The organism is Pseudomonas sp. ABa2 (genome assembly GCF_056676075.1).
This window is the reverse complement of sequence record NZ_CM155239.1, coordinates 4,671,086-4,689,238: the sequence shown is the minus strand read 5'-3', so window position 1 is coordinate 4,689,238 and position 18,153 is coordinate 4,671,086. Positions and strand designations below refer to the sequence as shown.

Here is an 18,153-nt window from a genome sequence, read left to right as displayed (position 1 = left end):
ACGCCAAGTGTGCCAGTGCGGCGGCCGACTGGCTATCGGCGCAGCACCAGATAGAGCCCGCCGCCGAGCATCAACCAGGCCGGCCAGGCCGCCAGCAGCGGCGCCAGGCCCTGCACCGCGCCGGCGCCGATCAGCGCCGCGCCGAGCAGGCGCAGCGGCCACTGCCCGTTGGTCGGTTGTGCTGCCTGCGGCGCCGGCTGTTGCAGGCGCTCCAGGGCGTCGCGGGCGATCTGCGACAGGTGCGGCACCTGCTCGGCCTGCTGCTGCAGGTTGCGCAGCAGATGCAGCGGACTGACCCGCTCGCGCATCCAGCGTTCGAGGAAGGGCTGCGCGGTGCTCCACAGGTCCAGGTCCGGGTACAGCTGGCGACCCAGGCCCTCGATATTCAGCAGGGTTTTCTGCAGCAGCACCAGCTGCGGTTGCACTTCCATGTTGAAGCGCCGCGCGGTCTGGAACAGGCGCAGCAGCAGCTGCCCGAAGGAAATTTCCTTCAGCGGCCTCTCGAAGATCGGCTCGCACACGGTGCGGATCGCCGCCTCGAATTCGTTGACCTTGGTATCGGCCGGCACCCAGCCGGAATCGATGTGCAGCTGCGCCACCTTACGGTAGTCGCGTTTGAAGAAGGCGATCAGGTTGCGCGCCAGGTAGTCCTGGTCCTCGTCGGTGAGGCTGCCGATGATGCCGCAGTCGATGGCGATGTACTGCGGACTCCAGGGCGTGCGGGTGCTGACGAAGATGTTGCCGGGGTGCATGTCGGCGTGGAAGAAGCTGTCGCGAAACACCTGGGTGAAGAAGATTTCCACGCCGCGCTCGGCCAAGAGCTTCATGTCGGTGCGCTGGTCGGCCAGGGTCGCCAGGTCGGTCACCGGGATGCCGTAGATACGCTCCATCACCAGCACCTGCGGGCGGCACAGGTCCCAGTACACCTGTGGCACGTAGAGCAGCGGCGAGCCGTCGAAGTTGCGCTTGAGCTGGCTGGCATTGGCCGCTTCGCGCAGCAGGTCGAGTTCGTCGTAGATGGTCTTCTCGTAGTCGCCGACCACCTCTACCGGGCGCAGGCGGCGGGCGTCGGCCGAGGCCTGCTCGGCGATGCGGGCGAGCAGGAACAGCCAGGCCAGATCCTGGCGGATCACCGGCCTTAAGCCCGGGCGGATCACCTTGACCACCACCTCTTCACCGCTTTTCAGCTGCGCGGCGTGCACCTGGGCCACCGAGGCGGAGGCCAGCGGCTGGCTGTCGAAGCGGGCGAACAGCTCGCCCACCGGCGCGCCGAGCTGGCCTTCGATCAGGGCGATGGCCTGGGCTTCGGGGAAGGGCGGCACCTGATCCTGCAGGCGCGCCAGCTCGTCGGCGATGTCCGGCGGCAGCAGGTCGCGGCGGGTGGAGAGCAGTTGGCCGAACTTGATAAAGATCGGCCCCAAATCTTCCAGAGCCAGGCGCAGGCGCGCGCCGCGCGACAGTTGCAGCGGCTTGCGCGGCAGCCAGCGCCAGGGCAGCAGCCAGCCCAGGGCGCGCAGCCACACCGGCAGCGGCAGTGCCAGCAGCAGCTCGTCCAGCTGGTAGCGGACGATCACGCGCTGGATGCGCAGCAGGCGGCGAACGGCGAGTAGTTTCATGCGTCGGGCTTAGGTCGTGAGGCGAGGCGCTCGATGCGCGCCTCGAGGCGGTCGAGGGCGAGCTTGAGCTGGTCCAGTTCGGCGAAGCGCACCTCGGCCTCGCGCTGGCCGACCAGGCTGCGCGATTCTTCGGCGAGGTAGTCGGCCAGGTCCTGCTTGAGGCTGGCGGCGCCATTCGCCGCGAGGTTCACCCGGCTGCGCAGATGGCCGGCGAGCAGGGGGCTGGCGACTGGGCCGAGCCAGCGCGACAGTTCGTATTCCCAGTCCAGCTCCAGGTCCTGGAGGATGCCGGCCAGCTCCAGCAGCACCGCGCTGTCGCCGTCCAGCGACACTTCCGGGCGGTGCAGCACGGCGGTCTTGTCGCGGCTCAGCGCCAGGCGCGCCAGGCTGGCGGCGGGGGCGGTGAGGCTGCAGTCGGCGGGCGCCTGCCACTGCCCGGCCAGCTGCAGGCCGTCGCCGCTGGGCAGGATGAACAGCTCCAGCGCCGGGCTCTGGCAGTGCACGGCGATCACCTTGCCGGCCAGCTTGTGCAGGCGCGGCAGGGCGGTGCCGTCCAGGCGCAGGACGCGATTGAGGCCCGCCTCGACGCCGGCCAGCAGCCCGCTCAGCAGCATCAGGGCTTGATGCCGCGGTGCAGGGCGACGATGCCGCCGGTCATGTTGTGGTAGGTGACGCGCTCGAAGCCGGCCTCGACCATCATCGCCTTGAGGGTCTCCTGATCCGGGTGCATGCGGATCGACTCGGCGAGGTAGCGGTAGCTGTCGGCGTCGTTGCTGATCAGCTTGCCGGCCAGCGGCATGAAACTGAACGAGTAGGTGTCGTAGGCCTTGGCCAGCAGCGGGTTGCCCGGCTTGGAGAACTCCAGCACCAGCAGGCGCCCGCCGGGCTTGAGCACGCGCAGCATGGAGCGCAGGGCGTCTTCCTTGTGTGTCACGTTGCGCAGGCCGAAGGCGATGCTGACCACGTCGAAGTGGTTGTCGGGAAACGGCAGCTTCTCGGCATCGGCCTGGACGAACACCACGTTGCCGGCCACGCCCTTGTCCAGCAGGCGGTCGCGGCCGACCTTGAGCATGGAGTCGTTGATGTCGGCCAGCACCACCTGGCCGCTCGGGCCGACCAGGCTGGAAAACTTGCGGGTCAGATCGCCGGTGCCGCCGGCGATATCCAGCACGCGGTTGCCCGCGCGCACGCCGGAAAGCTCGATGGTGAAGCGCTTCCACAGGCGATGCAGGCCGCCGGACAGCACGTCGTTCATCAGGTCGTACTTGGCCGCCACCGAGTGGAACACCTCGGCCACTTTTTCCGCCTTCTGGCTTTCCGGCACGTCCTGGAAACCGAAGTGGGTGGTGGGTTCCTGCTCCTGGGCCTTGCGTGGATCGCTCATATCGCTCTACCGGCTAAAGATCGCCGCTCATTCTAAAGGCGCCCGGCGCCTTTGTCTTGCCCGGGTGCCCGGCCGCGCGGCGGGCTGGTAGAGTGATGTGACCCCATGCCGCAGGCCACGGCCGCCGCGGCGCCCGGCAGTCAGTCGAAGGAGTTGCCATGTCCCGTATTCGCGTCGAACGTCCCCACCAGCTCGGCCGCGCCGCCGCGCGCGAGAAGGCCGAGCAACTGGCCGAGCGCCTGGCCCGCGAGTACGACGTGCGCTACCGCTGGAACGGCGACACCCTGGAGTTCAAGCGCAGCGGCGCCGACGGCAGCATCGAGGTGGGCGAGGATCGGGTGTGCGTCGAGCTCAAGCTGGGCCTGCTGCTGTCGGCCATGGGCGGCAGCATCAAGCGCGAGATCGAGCAGGTGCTGGACAAGTCGTTGGCGTAGGTTGGCGCTAAGCGCAGCGAAGCCCAACAGGGAGCGCGCAGTGCTCCGCCCGACGATCTCGGCGCCTGGCGCGCCGCCGCCCGGCTGCAATCCGGGGGCTCCACCATGGTGGAGCGGTGACGCGCGATCCACCCTGCCGCGCGCCTAGTATGCGATTTCTAATTTTTCTCCCTAGGGTGTACCCAAGCCTGCATTCCGTGGGCGTTTCCGCTAACTGTCAAAGCGCGTGAGGTGCACCATGTCGAAAGTTGCCGTGAAGAAGAAAGTCGAAGCCGTGGCCGAGGACAAAGCCGGTCTGCTCGATGACGTCAAGGGCTATGCCCGCAAGATCTATCTGGCGGGCCTGGGTGCCTACGCCAAGGCCGGTGCCGAGGGTGTCGAGTACTTCAAGGAACTGGTCAAGAGCGGCGAGAGCCTCGAGAGCAAGGGCAAGCAGCTGGTCGACGAACAGGTCGAAGCCGCCAACAGCCAGATCGAATCGGTAAAGAAAACCGTCAACTCCAACGTCACCAGCGTCAAGGGCAAGGTCGAAGTGCAGCTCGACAAGATCGAGAAGGCCTTCGACACCCGTGTCGCCGCCGCCCTGAACCGTATCGGCATTCCCTCCAAGCAGGATGTTGAGGCACTCTCTGCTAAGCTGGATGAGCTGAGCGCGTTGCTCGAGCACGTCGCGCGTACCAAATAAGGAGATCAGGATGGCTGTTAAGAAGAAAACCGAGAAACAGACCAGCTCCTGGATCGGCGAGGTCGAGAAATACTCGCGCCAGATCTGGTTGGCAGGCTTGGGCGCTTACTCCAAGGTCAGCAAGGACGGCACCAAGCTGTTCGATACCCTGGTCAAGGACGGCGAGAAGGCCGAGAAACTGGCCAAGAGCGAAGTCGACAAGCAGGTCGATGCGGTGAAAGCCGGCGTCGGCTCCAAGGTCGGTTCCGCCAAGTCCAAGGTCGATGAGGTCAAGGACAAGGCGATCGGCAAGTGGAGCGAGCTGGAAGAGGCTTTCGACAAACGTCTGAACAATGCCATCTCGCGGCTGGGCGTGCCCAGCCGCAACGAGGTCAAGGCATTGAACGACAAGGTCGACAGCCTGACCAAGCAGCTGGAGAAGATCGCTGGCGTGTCGGCCAAGTCGGTGGCCAAGCCGGCGGCGAAAGCGGCTGCCAAGCCGGCACCGAAAGCCGCGGCGAAACCGGCCGCCAAGCCGGTGGCCAAGGCTGCCGCCAAGCCGGCTGCAAAACCTGCGGCCAAACCGGCAGCGGCCAAGCCTGCGGCCGCCGCCAAGCCGGTCGCCAAGCCCGCTGCCAAACCGGCAGCCAAGGCCGCGGCGAAACCTGCTGCCAAGCCGGCGGCGAAACCGGCAGCGGCGAAGAAGCCGGCGGCGAAGAAGCCTGCCGCGCCCAAGGCCGCTGCAGCGAAACCGGCCGCTGCGGCCCCCGTCGCGGCTCCCGCGGCGACGCCTGCAGCTCCGGCACCGGCCCCGGCTGCCGTTGCGGCGACGCCTGCCAACCCGTCCTGAGTTTCTCGGGATCACAAGCGCCCGGCCTAGTGCCGGGCGTTTGCGTTTCTGCGCGGCTCAGGCGTCCAGGTAGCGCTGCGCCAGTTGCTCGGCGGCGAAGCGCGAAGGCGCAGCCAGGTGTGGCGCCACCAGCATCATCACCTGATAGACCACCAGGCGACTCTCGCCGTCGCTGCCGAGGATGCGCTGGTAGTCGAGGGAGAACAGCAGGGTCAGGGTGATCTGCTCCACCAACTGGCCGAGGGCGCGGGTGTCGCTGACCAGTTGTCCCTCGGCCATCAGTCGCGCCAGCAGGGCGGCCAGGGTGCGCTTGAGCGAGTTCAGCCAGTGGCGGATGCCGCGCGCCAGCTTGGGCAGGCGCCCGGCCAGGTTGGACAAATCCTGGAACAGGAAGCGGTACTGCGCCAGGCGCTCGACGATCAGGTGCAGGAACAGCCAGTAATCCTCGACGTCCAGCTGCGCCTCGGCGGGCGGGTCGAGCAGCGGCGCCATCTCGGCCTGGAAGCGCTCGAACAGCTCCAGCACCAGCGGCTCCTTGCCGTGGAAGTGGTAGTAGAGATTGCCCGGGCTGATGTCCAGCTCGTTGGCGATCTCCAGGGTGGAGACGTTGGGTTCGCCCTGCTGGTTGAACAGCTGCAGGGCGGTGTGCAGGATGCGCTCGCGGGTTTTCATCCGGTCTTCTTGTCGGTGGCGCGGAGGCGTTGACGATAACGCGGCCGGCGCGGCGCCGGCCAGCCCTTCAACGGATATGCACGTAGGTGCCGGGCGCGGCCTCCATCGGCGGATGCTTCTGGTCGCCCAGCGCCAGCAGGGTCTCGCGCTGCTCGCCGGAGCGTGCCTGAATCCATTCCAGCCACTGCGGCCACCAGCTGCCCTGTACGTGCTGGGCATCGTGATACCAGGCGCGCGGGTCCGAGGTCAGCTTGCCGTTCTCGTAGTAGTTGGCCTTGGGGTTGCCCGGCGGATTGAGGATGCTCTGGATATGCCCGCTGTTGGACAGGATGAAGCGGCGGTTGCCACCGAGCAGCAGGGCCGAGCGGTACACCGCGTCCCAGGGCGTGATGTGGTCGTTGATGCCGGCCACGCTGAAGCTGTCCACCGTGACCTTGGCCAGGTCCACCGGCGTGCCGCAGACCTCCAGGCCGCCGGCGCGGCTGAGCGGGTTGTGCTTGAAGAAGTCGATCAGGTCGCCGTGCAGCGCCGCCGGCAGGCGGGTGTTGTCGTTGTTCCAGTAGAGGATGTCGAAGGCCGGCGGCTGCTTGCCGAGCAGGTAGTTGTTGACCCAGTAGTTCCAGATCAGGTCGTTGGGGCGCATCCAGGCGAACACCTTGGCCATGTCGCGGCCGTCCAGCACGCCCTGCTGGTAGGAGCGGCGCTTGGCCGATTCCAGGGTCTGCTCGTCGGCGAACAGCATGGCCGGGCTGTCGATCTGGCTGTCCAGCAGGCTGACCATGTAGGTGGCGCTGGCCACCTTGCGCAGCTGCCGCTTGGCCTGCAGGTGGCCCTGCAGGGCGGCGATGGTCAGGCCGCCGGCGCAGGCGCCGAGCAGGTTGACCTCCTTGCTGCCGGTGATCGCGCGGCAGGCGTCGACGGCTTCCTCGACCGCCTGCACGTAGCTCGACAGGCCCCATTCGCGGTGCCGCGCGTCCGGGTTGCGCCAGCTGATCATGAAGGTCTGCAGGCCGTTCTTCAGCGCGTACTGGACGAAGCTCTTGTCGGTGGACAGATCGAAGATGTAGTACTTGTTGATCTGCGGCGGCACGATCAGCAGCGGCTTGGCGTACTGTTTCTCGCTCATCGGCCGATACTGGATCAGCTCCAGCAGCTCGTTGCGAAACACCACCGAGCCGGGGGTGCAGGCCAGGTTGCGGCCGACTTCGAAGGCGTGCTTGCTGACCTGGCTGGGCAGGCCGTCGTTGTGCAGCAGGTCGTCGAGCAGATGGCGCATGCCCTTGAACAGGCTGCTGCCGCCGCTGTTGAACAGCTCCTTGAGCGCCAGCGGGTTGAGCAGGCTGTTGGACGGCGCCAGGGCGTCGCTGAGGATCGCCGCGAGAAAGCGCGCGCGGGCGCGGTCGTCGGCCGACAGCTCGCTGTCGTCGATCCAGGCGCCCAGCTGCTTCTGCCAGGCCAGGTAGGCTTGCAGGCTGCGCCGGTAGAAGGGGTTGAGCTGCCAGGTGGGGTCGGCGAAGCGCGCGTCCTGCGGGTTGGTCTTGTGCAGCGTATCGCCGAGCAGCACGCGGCCGAGCTGGCCGCCGAAGGCGAGCAGGTGGCGGCTGCTGCGCACTGGATGCTTGAGCCCCTGCACGGCGAGCAGGCGCACGGTGGAGAGCAGGTCGCGGCCGCGCACACCAACCACGGCGCTCTGGGCGTTCATGAACGTGGCAGGCGTTGGCAGGGCGCCGCTATTGGGCTTGTCTCGCATGGGGCAACACTCCGTCGTCAATCCTGGTAGAGACTTTCAAGGTACGAGGCTGCGCAGCAAGCCTTGTACCAAGCGCGCCGGAAGGGCATTCCAGACAGCCGCGCGCATCAGGCGGAGGCGCCTCGGCGGCCTCCTTGTCGAGCAATCTGACAGCCTTGCACTACAGTTGTGCGCTCAATGCTGGCGTGCCGGGGCGGGCTGCGGGTGCATCACCGCGCGCTGCCGTTCCTCCTCGAGAAACTTCATGATGATCGGTGCCACCGCCTCGGCGCGGGTCACCAGGAACAGGTGGCCGTCGTCGATCACGTGCAGTTCGGCGTTGGGGATGCGCCAGGCCAGCAGGCGCATGTTGATCAGCGGGATCAGCGGGTCGTCGTCGCCGGCCATCACCAGGGTCGGCTGACGGATCTTGTGCAGCCAGTGGATGCTGGTCCAGCCGAGGCCGGCGAACAGCTGCCAGTAGTAGCCCATCTTGCCGCCGGAGCGCACCTTGCTGGCGTGCGCCATGGCCAGCTTGGGATCGCGGCGGAAGGCGCCGCCGTAGATGTCCGGGGCGATGCGCACGCCGTAGGACGGCTGCACGTAGCGCCGCGGGCTGGCCATGCGCCAGAGCACCTTGGGCTTGCCCGGCACCATCACCGCGCCGGCCGAGGTGGCGGCGAGGATCAGCTTCTTGCAGCGCTCCGGGTAGTCGTGGGCGAACTGCTGCGCCAGGGCGCCGCCCCAGGACACGCCGATGGCGTTGACCTGGCCGTAGTCGAGGTAGTCGAGCATGCGCGCCGCCAGCTTGGCCAGGCCGGGGAAGCGGTAGGGCGTGGCCGGGGTCGACGAGCCGCCGACGCCGGGCACGTCGAAGGCGATCACCTCCAGGTCCGGGTCGAGGGCCTGGACGAAGGGCATCACCAGCTCCAGGTTGGCGCCGATGCCGTTGAAGATCAGCAGCGGCACCAGCTGGCCGTTACCGGGGCGCACCGCGGTGCGGATGGTCTGACCATCGAGGTCGATGGTGCGAAATACGAAAGGTGACGGCATGCGCGCGAGCCCTATCAGTTGAAACGCTGGGGGCGACCGTCCCGGCCACTCCCAGATTCACCAGGGCGAGCCTGGTTCGCCGGCGTCGCGGCGAGCGGCACCTCCCAGTGCCGCAGGCAGTGTGGCGCAAACTGCGCCGAATCAGCGTTCGTGCACATAGGTGCCCGGGGCGGCTTCGCCGGCCGGATGTTTCTTGTTGCCCAGCGCGGTGGGCGCGTTCTTGGTCTTGCCCGAGCGCTCGGCCAGCCAGCTCTGCCAGTGCAACCACCAGGAGTCGGCGTGCTTGGTCGAGCCTTCCTGCCAGGCCTTGGGGTCGGCCGGCATCTCGCTGTTGGTCATGTAGCGCGCCTTGGGGTTGCCCGGCGGGTTGAGGATGCTCTGGATATGGCCGCTGTTGGACAGCACGAACTCGCACTTGCCGCCGAACAGGTGGGCCGACTTGTAGCAGGAGTCCCAGGGGGTGATGTGGTCGGTGGTGCCGGCGACGCAGAAGAAGTCGCAGGTGACCTGCTTGAGGTCGATCGGCGTGCCGCAGACCTCCAGCGCACCCGCACGGGTCAGCGGGTTGGTTTGGAACATGTCGATGAATTCGCCGTGCAGGGCGGCCGGCAGGCGTGTGGTGTCGTTGTTCCAGTAGAGGATGTCGAACACCGGCGGCTCGTTGCCGAGCAGGTAGTTGTTGACCCAGTAGTTCCAGATCAGGTCGTTGGGGCGCATCCAGGCGAACACCTTGGCCATGTCGCTGCCTTCCAGCACGCCGGCCTGGTAGGAGCGGCGCTTGGCCGCCTCCAGGGTCTTCTCGTCGGCGAACAGCGCCACCTGGGTGTCGAGCTGGGTGTCGAGCACGCTGACCAGCAGGGTCAGGGCATGCACCTTTTGCTCGCCGAGGGCGGCGTAGTGGCCGAGCAGGGAGGCGGTGGTCAGGCCGCCGGAGCAGGCGCCGAGCATGTTGACGTCCTTGCTGCCGGTGATGGCGCAGATGACCTCGATGGCTTCCTTGAGCGCCTGGATATAAGTGGACAGGCCCCACTCGCGCTGCGCCTTGGTCGGGTTGCGCCAGCTGACCACGAAGGTCTGCACCTGGCTGCGCAACAGGAAGCGCGCCAGGCTCTTGTCCGGCGACAGGTCGAACACGTAGAACTTGTTGATCTGCGGCGGCACCACCAGCAGCGGGCGCTCGTGCACGCTCTCGGTGATCGGCTTGTACTGGATCAGTTCCAGCACGTCGTTGCGAAACACCACGGCACCCTCGGTGGTGGCCAGGTTCTTGCCGACCTCGAAGGCCGCCATGTTCACCTGGCTGGGCATGCCGCCGTTGTTGACCATGTCCTTGGCCAGGTGCGACATGCCGTCGAGCAGGCTCTTGCCGCCGGTTTCGAAGAAGCGTTTGAGCGCGGCCGGGTTGGCCATGCTGTTGGACGGCGCCATGGCCTCGGTCATCAGGTTGATCACGAAGTGGCCGCGGCTGGCGTCCTGCTCGGACAGCGAGCTGTGCTCGATCCAGTCGTGCAGTTCCTTGCGCCAGGCCAGGTAGGTCTGCAGGTAGCGGCGGTACAGCGGGTTCTGGCTCCAGGCCGGGTCGGCGAAGCGGCGGTCGCCGTCCTCGGGCTTGAGCTCGGACTGGCCGAGCATGACGTTCTTCAGCTCCAGGCCGAAGTGGGCGACGTGCTTGGCGCTGTGGAAGGGTTGCTTGAGCGCTTGGGCCAGCACCATGCGGGCAGAGGTCAGGAGGTCCTTGCCGCGAATGCCGACCACCGGGTTGAGTCCCAGGGTGTTTTCCGAGGCCTGGCGTTTCAGGTCTTCGTTGTTCTTATCACTCATCTACGACGCTCCATTGTCCTGAGACGAATACCGGCGTGTTGGCGCGCGCGGCGACACAGGGCCTGGTACTGCTCGGGTTACCGGGGGCGGATCGAGTCCGCATCTTTCGTTGCACCTGGCGCAGCCAAATGCAGGGAACCTGCCAGTTCCTTGGTTACCCGAGTTTGTGAAGTTAAGCAAGCTGGTCGATGGCGCGGGAGTATGCCGCGATAGATTAGAAAACGCGCCCTAACTCCGCCGAACCTGAGCCGCGGGCGCAGGGCCGCACGCTCTGCGGCGAGGCTTTGCCCGAAGGCTCAGAGCATCAGACGGACGACCGATTCGTCGGGGTCGCGGGATTTGCCGGCGGCGCTGAGCTGGGCCAGGTAGTCGGCCCACAGCTGCTCCTGGCGGGTGGCCAGTTCGAACAGGTAGTCCCAGGTGAACAGGCCGCTGTCGTGGCCGTCGTCGAAGCACAGTTTCAGTGCATAGTTGCCGGCCGGCTCGATGCGCTCGAGCCCGACATTGAGCTTGCCGGTCTGCAGGATGGGTTTGCCATGGCCCTGCACCTCGGCCGAGGGCGAGTGCACGCGGAGGAACTCGGCGCTGAGCGAGTAGCTCTGCTCGCCGTAGCGCAGCTCCAGGGTCCTGGAGGCCTTGTGCAGTTTGATCGCGCTGGGGATGGGCATGCTGGATGTCCGTTGTCGGTAGCCCGGATGCCATCCGGGGGCTTTCAGGGGCCCCGGATTTCACCCGGGCTACGGGGCTTACAGAATATAGCGCGACAGGTCTTCGTCCTGCGCCAGCTCGCCGAGGTGGCCGTTGACGTAGGCCGCGTCGATGCGGATCGGCGTAGCGCTGTGCTGCGCGGCCAGGTCGCCGGCGCTGAAGGAGACTTCCTCGAGCAGGCGTTCGAGCAGGGTGTGCAGGCGCCGCGCGCCGATGTTCTCGGTCTTCTCGTTGACCTGCCAGGCGATCTCCGCCAGGCGCTGGATGCCGTCTTCGGCGAACTCGATGTCCAGGCCCTCGGTCTTCAGCAGCGCGGCGTACTGTTCGGTGAGCGAGGCGTGCGGCTCGCAGAGGATGCGCTGGAAGTCCTGCGGGCTGAGCGCCTTGAGCTCGACGCGGATCGGCAGACGACCCTGCAGCTCGGGCACCAGATCGCTGGGCTTGGCCAGGTGGAAGGCGCCCGAGGCGATGAACAGGATATGGTCGGTCTTGACCATGCCCAGCTTGGTGTTGACCGTGCAGCCCTCGATCAGCGGCAGCAGGTCGCGCTGCACGCCCTCGCGGGAGACGTCGGCGCCGCCGGTGTTGCCGCGCTTGGCCACCTTGTCGATCTCGTCGATGAAGACGATGCCATGCTGCTCCACCGCCTCCAGGGCGCGGGCCTTGAGTTCCTCCTCGTTGACCAGGCGCGCGGCTTCCTCGTCGCGCACCAGCTTCAGCGCATCGGCGACCTTGAGCTTGCGGCTCTTCTTCTTGCCCTTGCCGAGGCCGGCGAACAGGTTCTGCAGCTGGTTGGTCATTTCCTCCATGCCCGGCGGGGTCATGATCTCCACGCCCATGGGCGACTCGGCCACCTCGATGTCGATTTCCTTGTCGTCCAGCTGGCCTTCGCGTAGGCGCTTGCGGAACAGCTGGCGGGTGTTGGAATCCTCGCTGCGCACCGGTTCGTCGCCGAAACCCTGGCGCGCCGGCGGCAGCAGGGCGTCGAGGATGCGTTCCTCGGCGGCGTCCTCGGCGCGGTGGCGGACCTTGGTGATCTCCTGCTCGCGCAGCATTTTCACCGCGGCGTCGGCCAGGTCGCGGATGATCGACTCGACGTCGCGGCCGACGTAGCCGACCTCGGTGAACTTGGTCGCTTCCACCTTGAGGAAGGGCGCATTGGCCAGCTTGGCCAGGCGCCGGGCGATCTCGGTCTTGCCGACGCCGGTGGGGCCGATCATCAGGATGTTCTTCGGCGTCACTTCCTGGCGCAGCTCGGCCGGCAGCTGCATGCGCCGCCAGCGGTTGCGCAGGGCGATGGCCACGGCGCGCTTGGCGTCGTCCTGGCCGATGATGTGGCGGTTGAGTTCGTGGACGATCTCGCGGGGCGTCATGGACATGGAATCGGGCTCGCTATCGAATCGGGATGAACAACCGGACGCTATTCGGCGGCGTCCAGTTCCTCGAGGGTCTGGTGGTGGTTGGTGAACACGCAGATGTCGCCGGCGATGCCCAGCGCGGTCTCGGCCACCTCGCGGGCGCTCAGCTCGGTCTTCATCAGCAGGGCGCGTGCCGCGGCCTGGGCGAAGGCGCCGCCGGAACCCATGGCGATCAGGCCTTCCTCGGGTTCGACCACGTCGCCGTTGCCGGTGATGATCAAGGAGGCGTCCTTGTTGGCCACCGCCAGCATGGCCTCCAGGCGGCTCAGGCTGCGGTCGGTACGCCAGTCCTTGGCCAGTTCGACGGCGGCGCGCACCAGGTGGCCCTGGTGTTTTTCCAGCTGGCCCTCGAAGCGCTCGAACAGGGTGAAGGCGTCGGCGGTGGCGCCGGCGAAACCGGCCAGCACCTGGCCGTGGTAGAGGCGGCGGACCTTCTTGGCATTGCCCTTCATCACGGTGTTGCCGAGGGATACCTGGCCGTCGCCGGCCATCACGACCTTGCCGTGGCGGCGCACTGAAACGATGGTGGTCAAGGGGAGAGTCTCCACGCAGCGGGGCGAATTGCCCGGATGCAGACTCAGATGGGGGGGCCGCCGCGGCTTTTCAACCGACGGCGGACAAAAGGCGGATCAACGGACCTGGCGCTGCTGTAACAGCAGATTGCCGAAGCCGCTGGCGGCCAGGGTCTTCTGCGCGCCGGCCAGCTGTTCGCGGTTGGCGAAGGGGCCGACCAGCACGCGGTGCCAGGTTTCCTCGCGCACCTTGCCGGTTTCCACCCGCACGTTCTGGCCGAGCAGGATGATCTGCGCGCGCAGGCTGTCGGCATCGTCACGGCGGCGGAACGAGCCGGCCTGGAGGAAGAACTGGGTGGTCAGCGGCGCGGCGGCGATCACCGGCGGCGGGGGCGGCGGCACCTGGCCGTTGAGCGCGGCCTCGGCGCGGGCGGCGTCGATCTTCGCCGCTTCCTCCGGGGTCACCGGTTTCTGCGCCGGAGCCGGCGGCGGGGTCTCTTCCAGCGCCTGCGGCAGGATCACCTCGGACTCCGGCAGCAGGGTGTAGAAGTCGTACTTGGGCTTGCTCGGTTCGCTCGGCGCCGGCTTGGGGGCCGGTTTGGCGGTGCGCGGCGGCTCGCCCTTGTCGCGCTGGATCTCGTCGCGACCCGGCTCGAGGCTGAACAGGAACATGAAGAAACCGCCGACCAGCAGGCCGCAGGCCAGCCAGATCCAGCCCGGCACCGGCTTCTTCGCCGGCGCCTGGTAGCGGCTGGCGCCGCGCTTGGGGGCGGGTTTCTTGCGCGCGGCCATTTACATGCGCTCCAGGGTTTCCAGGCCGAGCAGCTCCAGGCCCTGCTTGAGCGTGCGGCCGGTCAGGGCGGTCAGGCGCAGGCGGCTGTGCTGGGTGGCTTGGTCCTCGGCGGTGAGGATCGGGCAGTTCTCGTAGAAGCTGGAGAACAGCCCGGCCAGGTCGTACAGGTAGCTGCACAGCATGTGCGGCGTGCCCTTGTCGGCGACGCTGGCGAGCAGCTCGCCGAACTGCGCCAGCTTGGCACCGAGCGCCTGTTCCTGCTCGGCGACCAGGGTGATCTGCCCGCCGATCTCCTCGATGCCCTTGCCCAGCTTGCGGAACACGCCGGCCACGCGGGTATAGGCATACAGCAGGTAGGGCGCGGTGTTGCCCTCGAAGCTCAGCATCAGCTCGAAGTTGAAGCTGTAGTCGCTGGTGCGGTGCTTGGACAGGTCGGCGTACTTCACCGAGGCGATGCCGACCACGCGGGCGATGCGGCGCAGCTCCTCTTCGGCCAGCTCCGGGTTCTTGCTCTTGACCAGTTCATAGGCGCGCTGCTCGGCCTCGTCGAGCAGCTCCACCAGCTTCACCGTGCCGCCGTCGCGGGTCTTGAACGGGCGGCCGTCCGGACCGTTCATGGTGCCGAAGCCCATGTGCTCCAGCTCCATGCTGGGCGGCACGAAACCGGCCAGGCGCGCGCAGGCGAAGACCATCTGGAAGTGCAGGGCCTGGCGCTGGTCGACGAAGTACAGCACGCGGTCGGCCTTGAGCACGCCGGCGCGGTAGCGGGTGGCGGCCAGGTCGGTGGTGGCGTACAGGTAGCCGCCGCCGGCCTTCTGCACGATCAGCGGGAGCGGGTTGCCCTCGGCGTTCTTGAACTCGTCCATGAACACGCACTGGGCGCCGTTGTCCTCGGTCAGCAGGCCCTTGGCCGCCAGATCGGCGACCACCTGCGGCAGGTCGTCGTTGTAGGCGCTCTCGCCCTTGACGTCGGCCATGCTCAGCTTGACGCCGAGGCGGTCGTAGATGGCCTGGCAGTGGCTCAGGGAGATGTCGTTGAAGCGGTGCCACAGGCGCAGGCACTCGGCGTCGCCGGCCTGCAGCTGGACCACCAGCTGGCGGGCGCGGTCGGCGAACTCGGGGGATTCGTCGAAGCGCTTCTTCGCCGCGCGGTAGAAGCCTTCCAGGTCGGCCAGCTCGCTTTCGGCGGCGGCCGGGTTTTCCTGCATGTAGGCCAGCAGCATGCCGAACTGGGTGCCCCAGTCGCCGACGTGATTCTGCCGGATCACGGTGTCGCCGAGAAACTCCAGCACCCGCGCCACGCCGTCGCCGATGATGGTCGAGCGCAGGTGGCCGACGTGCATCTCCTTGGCCAGGTTGGGCGCCGACAGGTCGACCACCACGCGCTGCGCCGGGCCGTTCTTGCGCACGCCGAGACGCTCATCGGTCAGTGCCGCCTCCAGGCGCTGGGCCAGGGCGTCGCTGTTCTGGAAGAAGTTGAGAAAACCCGGGCCGGCGATTTCCACCTTGGCGACGCCGGCGTCGGCCGGCAGGGCTGCGATCAGCTTCTCGGCCAGCTCGCGCGGCTTCATCCCGGCCGGCTTCGCCAGCATCATGGCGATATTGCTGGCGAAGTCGCCGTGGCTCTTGTCCTTGGTGTTCTCCACCTGGATGGCCGGGCTCAGGCCTTCGGGCAGCACGCCGTCGGCAGTGAGGCGGTCGAGGGCTTGCTGGATCAGGTGGCGAATGCTGTCTTTCATGGTCGGCTCGGGTCGCCCGGGGGCATTGGTCGAAAACTGCGCATTATAAAAGCAGCCGCAAGCGGCAGGCCATAACTTGTAGGCACCAAGGGTTGTCTGGTCGCGAATCGAGAAGCTGGAGCGCACGGTGCCCCCACGGCTGGGCGAATCGCTGGTGCGTTCAAAACAGATCGATCGGGTCGACGTCCAGCGACCAGCGCACCGCGCGGCCGCTGGGCATCTGCTCCAGCGCCTGCAGCCAGGGCGTGAGCAGGCGGTGCAAGGGGGCGCGGGCGTTGCCCTGCAGCAGCAGCTGGGCGCGGTAGCGGCCGGCGCGGCGTTCCATCGGTGCCGGCACCGGGCCGAGCAGTTCGATGCCGGAAAGGCCCAGTTCGTTCAGCAGCAGCTCGGCTTCGCTGCAGGCTTCGTCGAGAAAACCCTCGGCCTGCCCCGGTTTGTGCGCCTCGGCGCGCAGCAGCGCCAGGTGGCAGAAGGGCGGCAGGCCGGCGCCGCGGCGCTCGGCCAGGGCCTGTTCGGCGAAGGCGAAGTAGCCCTGCTCGGTCAGCTGCACCAGTAGCGGGTGGTCGGCCAGGTGGCTCTGGATGATCACCTTGCCCGGCTCCTCGGCACGTCCGGCGCGGCCGGCGACCTGGACGATCATCTGCGCCATGCGCTCGCTGGCGCGGAAATCGGCGGAGAACAGGCCGCCGTCGGCATCGAGGATCGACACCAGGGTCACCCGCGGGAAATGGTGACCCTTGGCGAGCATCTGGGTGCCGATCAGGATGCACGGCTCGCCCTTGTTGATGGTGGCCAGCAGCTTGGCCATGGCGTCCTTGCGCGCGGTGCTGTCGCGGTCGATGCGCAGCACCGGGTAGTCGGGAAACAGCAGCGCCAGGCGTTCCTCGGCACGCTCGGTGCCGGCGCCCACCGGGCGCAGGTCGACGTGCTGGCACTTGGGGCAGTTGCTCGGCCGGCGCTCGACGTGGCCGCAGTGGTGGCAGCGCAGCTCGCCGTGGCGCTGGTGCACGGTCATCCGCGCGTCACAGCGCGGGCATTCCGACAGCCAGCCGCAGTCGTGGCAGAGCAGGGTCGGGGCGAAGCCGCGGCGGTTGAGGAACACCAGCACCTGCTGGCCGGCGGCCAGGGTCTGGCCGATGGCCTGCTGCATCGGTCCGCTGATGCCGGAATCCAGCGGCCGGCTCTTCACGTCCAGGCGCAAAAAGCGCGGGGCGATGGCGCCGCCGGCGCGCTGGGTCAGCCTGAGCAGGGCGTAGCGGCCGCTGTGGGCGTTATGCAGGCTCTCCAGCGACGGGGTGGCCGAGCCCAGCACTATGGGGACGTTTTCCTGGCGCGCGCGCACCAGGGCCAGGTCGCGGGCGTGGTAGCGCAGGCCTTCCTGCTGTTTATAGGAGGCGTCGTGCTCCTCGTCGACGATGATCAGCCCCGGATTCTGCAGCGGGGTGAACAGCGCCGAGCGGGTGCCGATGACGATATCGGCCTCGCCGTCGCGCGCCGCCAGCCAGGCGTCGAGGCGCTCGCGGTCGCTCACCGCCGAGTGCAGCAGGGCGATGCGCGCGTTGAAGCGGCGGGCGAAGCGGTCCAGGGTCTGCGGCCCCAGGTTGATCTCGGGAATCAGCACCAGCGCCTGCTTGCCGGCCTCCAGGCACTGGCGGATCAGCTGCAGGTAGACCTCGGTCTTGCCGCTGCCGGTGATGCCGGCCAGCAGGTAGGCATTGAACTGGCCCCAGCCGGAGGCCACGGCATTTACCGCCGCGCGCTGCTCGGCATTCAGCGGCAGCTCCGGCTGCGCCAGCCAGTGCGCCGGCTTGGCGTGCGGCTGGGTGCGGCGCACCTCGACCCGCACCAGGCCTTTTTCATGCAGCAGCTGCAGGCTGTCGCGGTTGAGCTGCAGCTGGCTGAGCAGGCCGTGGGCGACGCCGTGCGGATGCTGCGCCAGCGCCTTGAGCGCCTCGCGCTGGCGCGGCGCGCGGGCCAGGCGCGGATCCTCGAGGCTGGCGCCGCTGTTGGCCAGCCAGTAGCGCTCCTGGCGCGTCTCCGCCGGCTCGCCCTGGCGCAGCAGCACCGGCAGCGCCCAGCTCAGGGTATCGCCGAGGCTGTGCTGGTAGTACTGCGCGGTCCACAGGCACAGCTTGAACAGCGCCGCCGGTAACGGCGGGCGGGCGTCGAGCAGTTGCAGGGCGGGCTTGAGCTTGTCCGCCGGCACTTCGCTCTGGCTGTCGACCTCCACCAGAATGCCGATCATCTCGCGCCGGCCGAACGGCACGCGCAGGCGCACGCCGGGCTGCAGCGCGCTGCGCGGCACGCCGGCGGGGGCGCGGTAGTCGAACAGGCGGCGCAGCGGCGAGGGCAGGGCGAGGCGCAGGATCAGGTCGGGCACACGAGCCTCCATGGACAGGCCGGCGATCTTAGCACGCGACGGTCGGCACCCCGCGCGGCTTGCATCGACTGGCAGCTCTGGTATGATCCGCGGCCTATTTCTGTGCGGTGCCTGACGTTGGGTCGGGTGGCGGCACAAACACCCCGAGGAAACCCCCATGAAAGCCGATATCCACCCGAATTACGTCGAGATCGACGCCACCTGCTCCTGCGGCAACGTGATCAAGACCCGCTCCACCCTGGGCAAGAACCTGAGCCTCGACGTTTGCTCCGAGTGCCACCCGTTCTACACCGGTAAGCAGAAAGTGCTGGACACCGGCGGCCGTATCGATCGCTTCAAGCAGCGCTTCGGCGTGTTCGGCGCTACCAAGTAAGCGACCG

The 18,153-nt window shown here is 67.7% G+C and carries 17 protein-coding genes; 4 read left to right on the top strand and 13 right to left on the bottom strand.

Annotation, left to right across the window (positions count from 1 at the left end; translation table 11 throughout):
• Positions 1–32 precede the first annotated feature (32 nt).
• The 3 genes from ubiB to ubiE are packed head-to-tail and all read right to left on the bottom strand — an operon-like array spanning position 33 to position 3,000.
• Entirely contained in the window at positions 33–1,616 is a 1,584-nt protein-coding gene (ubiB, locus tag AC1G9C_RS22650) for a ubiquinone biosynthesis regulatory protein kinase UbiB (protein WP_397495827.1), read from the bottom strand.
• Entirely contained in the window at positions 1,613–2,230 is a 618-nt protein-coding gene (locus AC1G9C_RS22645) for a ubiquinone biosynthesis accessory factor UbiJ (protein WP_021444114.1), read from the bottom strand. The genes ubiB and AC1G9C_RS22645 overlap by 4 nt, the downstream gene beginning before the upstream one ends.
• Positions 2,230–3,000 carry a bifunctional demethylmenaquinone methyltransferase/2-methoxy-6-polyprenyl-1,4-benzoquinol methylase UbiE gene (gene ubiE, locus AC1G9C_RS22640; protein WP_021444113.1) on the bottom strand — a complete coding sequence of 257 codons (771 nt, stop codon included), beginning with the start codon at positions 2,998–3,000 and terminating at the stop codon, positions 2,230–2,232. The genes AC1G9C_RS22645 and ubiE overlap by 1 nt, the downstream gene beginning before the upstream one ends.
• Positions 3,001–3,158: 158 nt before the next feature.
• Between ubiE and AC1G9C_RS22635 the strand changes: the two genes are divergently transcribed.
• The 3 genes from AC1G9C_RS22635 (at position 3,159) to AC1G9C_RS22625 (ending at position 4,948) form a co-directional block, all read left to right on the top strand.
• The gene (locus AC1G9C_RS22635; RefSeq protein ID WP_021444112.1) at positions 3,159–3,434 is read left to right on the top strand and encodes a polyhydroxyalkanoic acid system family protein; all 276 of its coding nucleotides are present in this window, start codon (positions 3,159–3,161) and stop codon (positions 3,432–3,434) included.
• A 238-nt stretch (positions 3,435–3,672) separates the two neighbouring features.
• A complete protein-coding gene (locus AC1G9C_RS22630; RefSeq protein ID WP_021444111.1) occupies positions 3,673–4,119 on the top strand; it encodes a phasin family protein in 447 nt (148 codons plus the stop codon).
• Between the two features lie 10 nt (positions 4,120–4,129).
• Complete coding sequence (locus tag AC1G9C_RS22625) at positions 4,130–4,948, top strand: phasin family protein (protein ID WP_480408852.1); 819 nt, start codon at positions 4,130–4,132, stop codon at positions 4,946–4,948.
• Between the two features lie 57 nt (positions 4,949–5,005).
• On the opposite strand, the gene AC1G9C_RS22620 is transcribed toward AC1G9C_RS22625, so the two are convergent.
• The 10 genes from AC1G9C_RS22620 to AC1G9C_RS22575 all read right to left on the bottom strand — a co-directional run bounded on the left by AC1G9C_RS22620 (position 5,006) and on the right by AC1G9C_RS22575 (position 17,773).
• Positions 5,006–5,620, bottom strand: a complete 615-nt coding sequence (locus AC1G9C_RS22620; RefSeq protein ID WP_480408851.1) for a TetR/AcrR family transcriptional regulator — start codon at positions 5,618–5,620, stop codon at positions 5,006–5,008.
• A gap of 67 nt (positions 5,621–5,687) precedes the next feature.
• Positions 5,688–7,370, bottom strand: coding sequence for a class II poly(R)-hydroxyalkanoic acid synthase (gene phaC, locus AC1G9C_RS22615; RefSeq protein WP_021442880.1), 1,683 nt, complete (start codon positions 7,368–7,370; stop codon positions 5,688–5,690).
• Between the two features lie 174 nt (positions 7,371–7,544).
• A complete protein-coding gene (gene phaZ / locus AC1G9C_RS22610; protein ID WP_021442881.1) occupies positions 7,545–8,402 on the bottom strand; it encodes a poly(3-hydroxyalkanoate) depolymerase in 858 nt (285 codons plus the stop codon).
• Positions 8,403–8,543: 141 nt separating this feature from the next.
• On the bottom strand, positions 8,544–10,223 hold the full coding sequence (gene phaC / locus AC1G9C_RS22605) for a class II poly(R)-hydroxyalkanoic acid synthase (RefSeq protein ID WP_021442882.1): 1,680 nt from the start codon (positions 10,221–10,223) through the stop codon (positions 8,544–8,546).
• A gap of 296 nt (positions 10,224–10,519) precedes the next feature.
• The gene (locus AC1G9C_RS22600) at positions 10,520–10,891 is read right to left on the bottom strand and encodes a gamma-butyrobetaine hydroxylase family protein (protein WP_021442883.1); all 372 of its coding nucleotides are present in this window, start codon (positions 10,889–10,891) and stop codon (positions 10,520–10,522) included.
• Positions 10,892–10,969: 78 nt separating this feature from the next.
• A complete protein-coding gene (hslU, locus tag AC1G9C_RS22595) occupies positions 10,970–12,310 on the bottom strand; it encodes an HslU--HslV peptidase ATPase subunit (protein WP_021442884.1) in 1,341 nt (446 codons plus the stop codon).
• Positions 12,311–12,351: 41 nt separating this feature from the next.
• A complete protein-coding gene (gene hslV / locus AC1G9C_RS22590) occupies positions 12,352–12,882 on the bottom strand; it encodes an ATP-dependent protease subunit HslV (protein ID WP_021442885.1) in 531 nt (176 codons plus the stop codon).
• A gap of 96 nt (positions 12,883–12,978) precedes the next feature.
• On the bottom strand, positions 12,979–13,653 hold the full coding sequence (locus tag AC1G9C_RS22585; protein WP_122109228.1) for an SPOR domain-containing protein: 675 nt from the start codon (positions 13,651–13,653) through the stop codon (positions 12,979–12,981).
• Entirely contained in the window at positions 13,654–15,393 is a 1,740-nt protein-coding gene (gene argS, locus AC1G9C_RS22580; RefSeq protein ID WP_480408850.1) for an arginine--tRNA ligase, read from the bottom strand. It lies immediately after the preceding gene.
• A gap of 160 nt (positions 15,394–15,553) precedes the next feature.
• Positions 15,554–17,773 (bottom strand): primosomal protein N', encoded by a 2,220-nt coding sequence (locus AC1G9C_RS22575; protein WP_480408849.1) that lies wholly within the window; start codon positions 17,771–17,773, stop codon positions 15,554–15,556.
• A gap of 157 nt (positions 17,774–17,930) precedes the next feature.
• Between AC1G9C_RS22575 and rpmE the strand changes: the two genes are divergently transcribed.
• Positions 17,931–18,146 carry a 50S ribosomal protein L31 gene (rpmE, locus tag AC1G9C_RS22570; RefSeq protein ID WP_021445703.1) on the top strand — a complete coding sequence of 72 codons (216 nt, stop codon included), beginning with the start codon at positions 17,931–17,933 and terminating at the stop codon, positions 18,144–18,146.
• The last annotated feature ends 7 nt before the right edge of the window (positions 18,147–18,153 follow it).

Excerpts from the sequence above, each read along its gene's own strand:
- rpmE (WP_021445703.1), top strand. The coding sequence starts at position 17,931 with ATGAAAGCCGATATCCACCCGAATTACGTCGAGATCGACGCCACCTGC.
- AC1G9C_RS22630 (WP_021444111.1), top strand. The coding sequence starts at position 3,673 with ATGTCGAAAGTTGCCGTGAAGAAGAAAGTCGAAGCCGTGGCCGAGGAC.
- phaC (WP_021442880.1), bottom strand. The coding sequence starts at position 7,370 with ATGCGAGACAAGCCCAATAGCGGCGCCCTGCCAACGCCTGCCACGTTC.
- AC1G9C_RS22635 (WP_021444112.1), top strand. The coding sequence starts at position 3,159 with ATGTCCCGTATTCGCGTCGAACGTCCCCACCAGCTCGGCCGCGCCGCC.
- AC1G9C_RS22620 (WP_480408851.1), bottom strand. The coding sequence starts at position 5,620 with ATGAAAACCCGCGAGCGCATCCTGCACACCGCCCTGCAGCTGTTCAAC.
- phaZ (WP_021442881.1), bottom strand. The coding sequence starts at position 8,402 with ATGCCGTCACCTTTCGTATTTCGCACCATCGACCTCGATGGTCAGACC.
- hslU (WP_021442884.1), bottom strand. The coding sequence starts at position 12,310 with ATGTCCATGACGCCCCGCGAGATCGTCCACGAACTCAACCGCCACATC.
- ubiB (WP_397495827.1), bottom strand. The coding sequence starts at position 1,616 with ATGAAACTACTCGCCGTTCGCCGCCTGCTGCGCATCCAGCGCGTGATC.
- AC1G9C_RS22645 (WP_021444114.1), bottom strand. The coding sequence starts at position 2,230 with ATGCTGCTGAGCGGGCTGCTGGCCGGCGTCGAGGCGGGCCTCAATCGC.
- phaC (WP_021442882.1), bottom strand. The coding sequence starts at position 10,223 with ATGAGTGATAAGAACAACGAAGACCTGAAACGCCAGGCCTCGGAAAAC.
- ubiE (WP_021444113.1), bottom strand. The coding sequence starts at position 3,000 with ATGAGCGATCCACGCAAGGCCCAGGAGCAGGAACCCACCACCCACTTC.
- AC1G9C_RS22625 (WP_480408852.1), top strand. The coding sequence starts at position 4,130 with ATGGCTGTTAAGAAGAAAACCGAGAAACAGACCAGCTCCTGGATCGGC.
- AC1G9C_RS22600 (WP_021442883.1), bottom strand. The coding sequence starts at position 10,891 with ATGCCCATCCCCAGCGCGATCAAACTGCACAAGGCCTCCAGGACCCTG.
- AC1G9C_RS22585 (WP_122109228.1), bottom strand. The coding sequence starts at position 13,653 with ATGGCCGCGCGCAAGAAACCCGCCCCCAAGCGCGGCGCCAGCCGCTAC.
- argS (WP_480408850.1), bottom strand. The coding sequence starts at position 15,393 with ATGAAAGACAGCATTCGCCACCTGATCCAGCAAGCCCTCGACCGCCTC.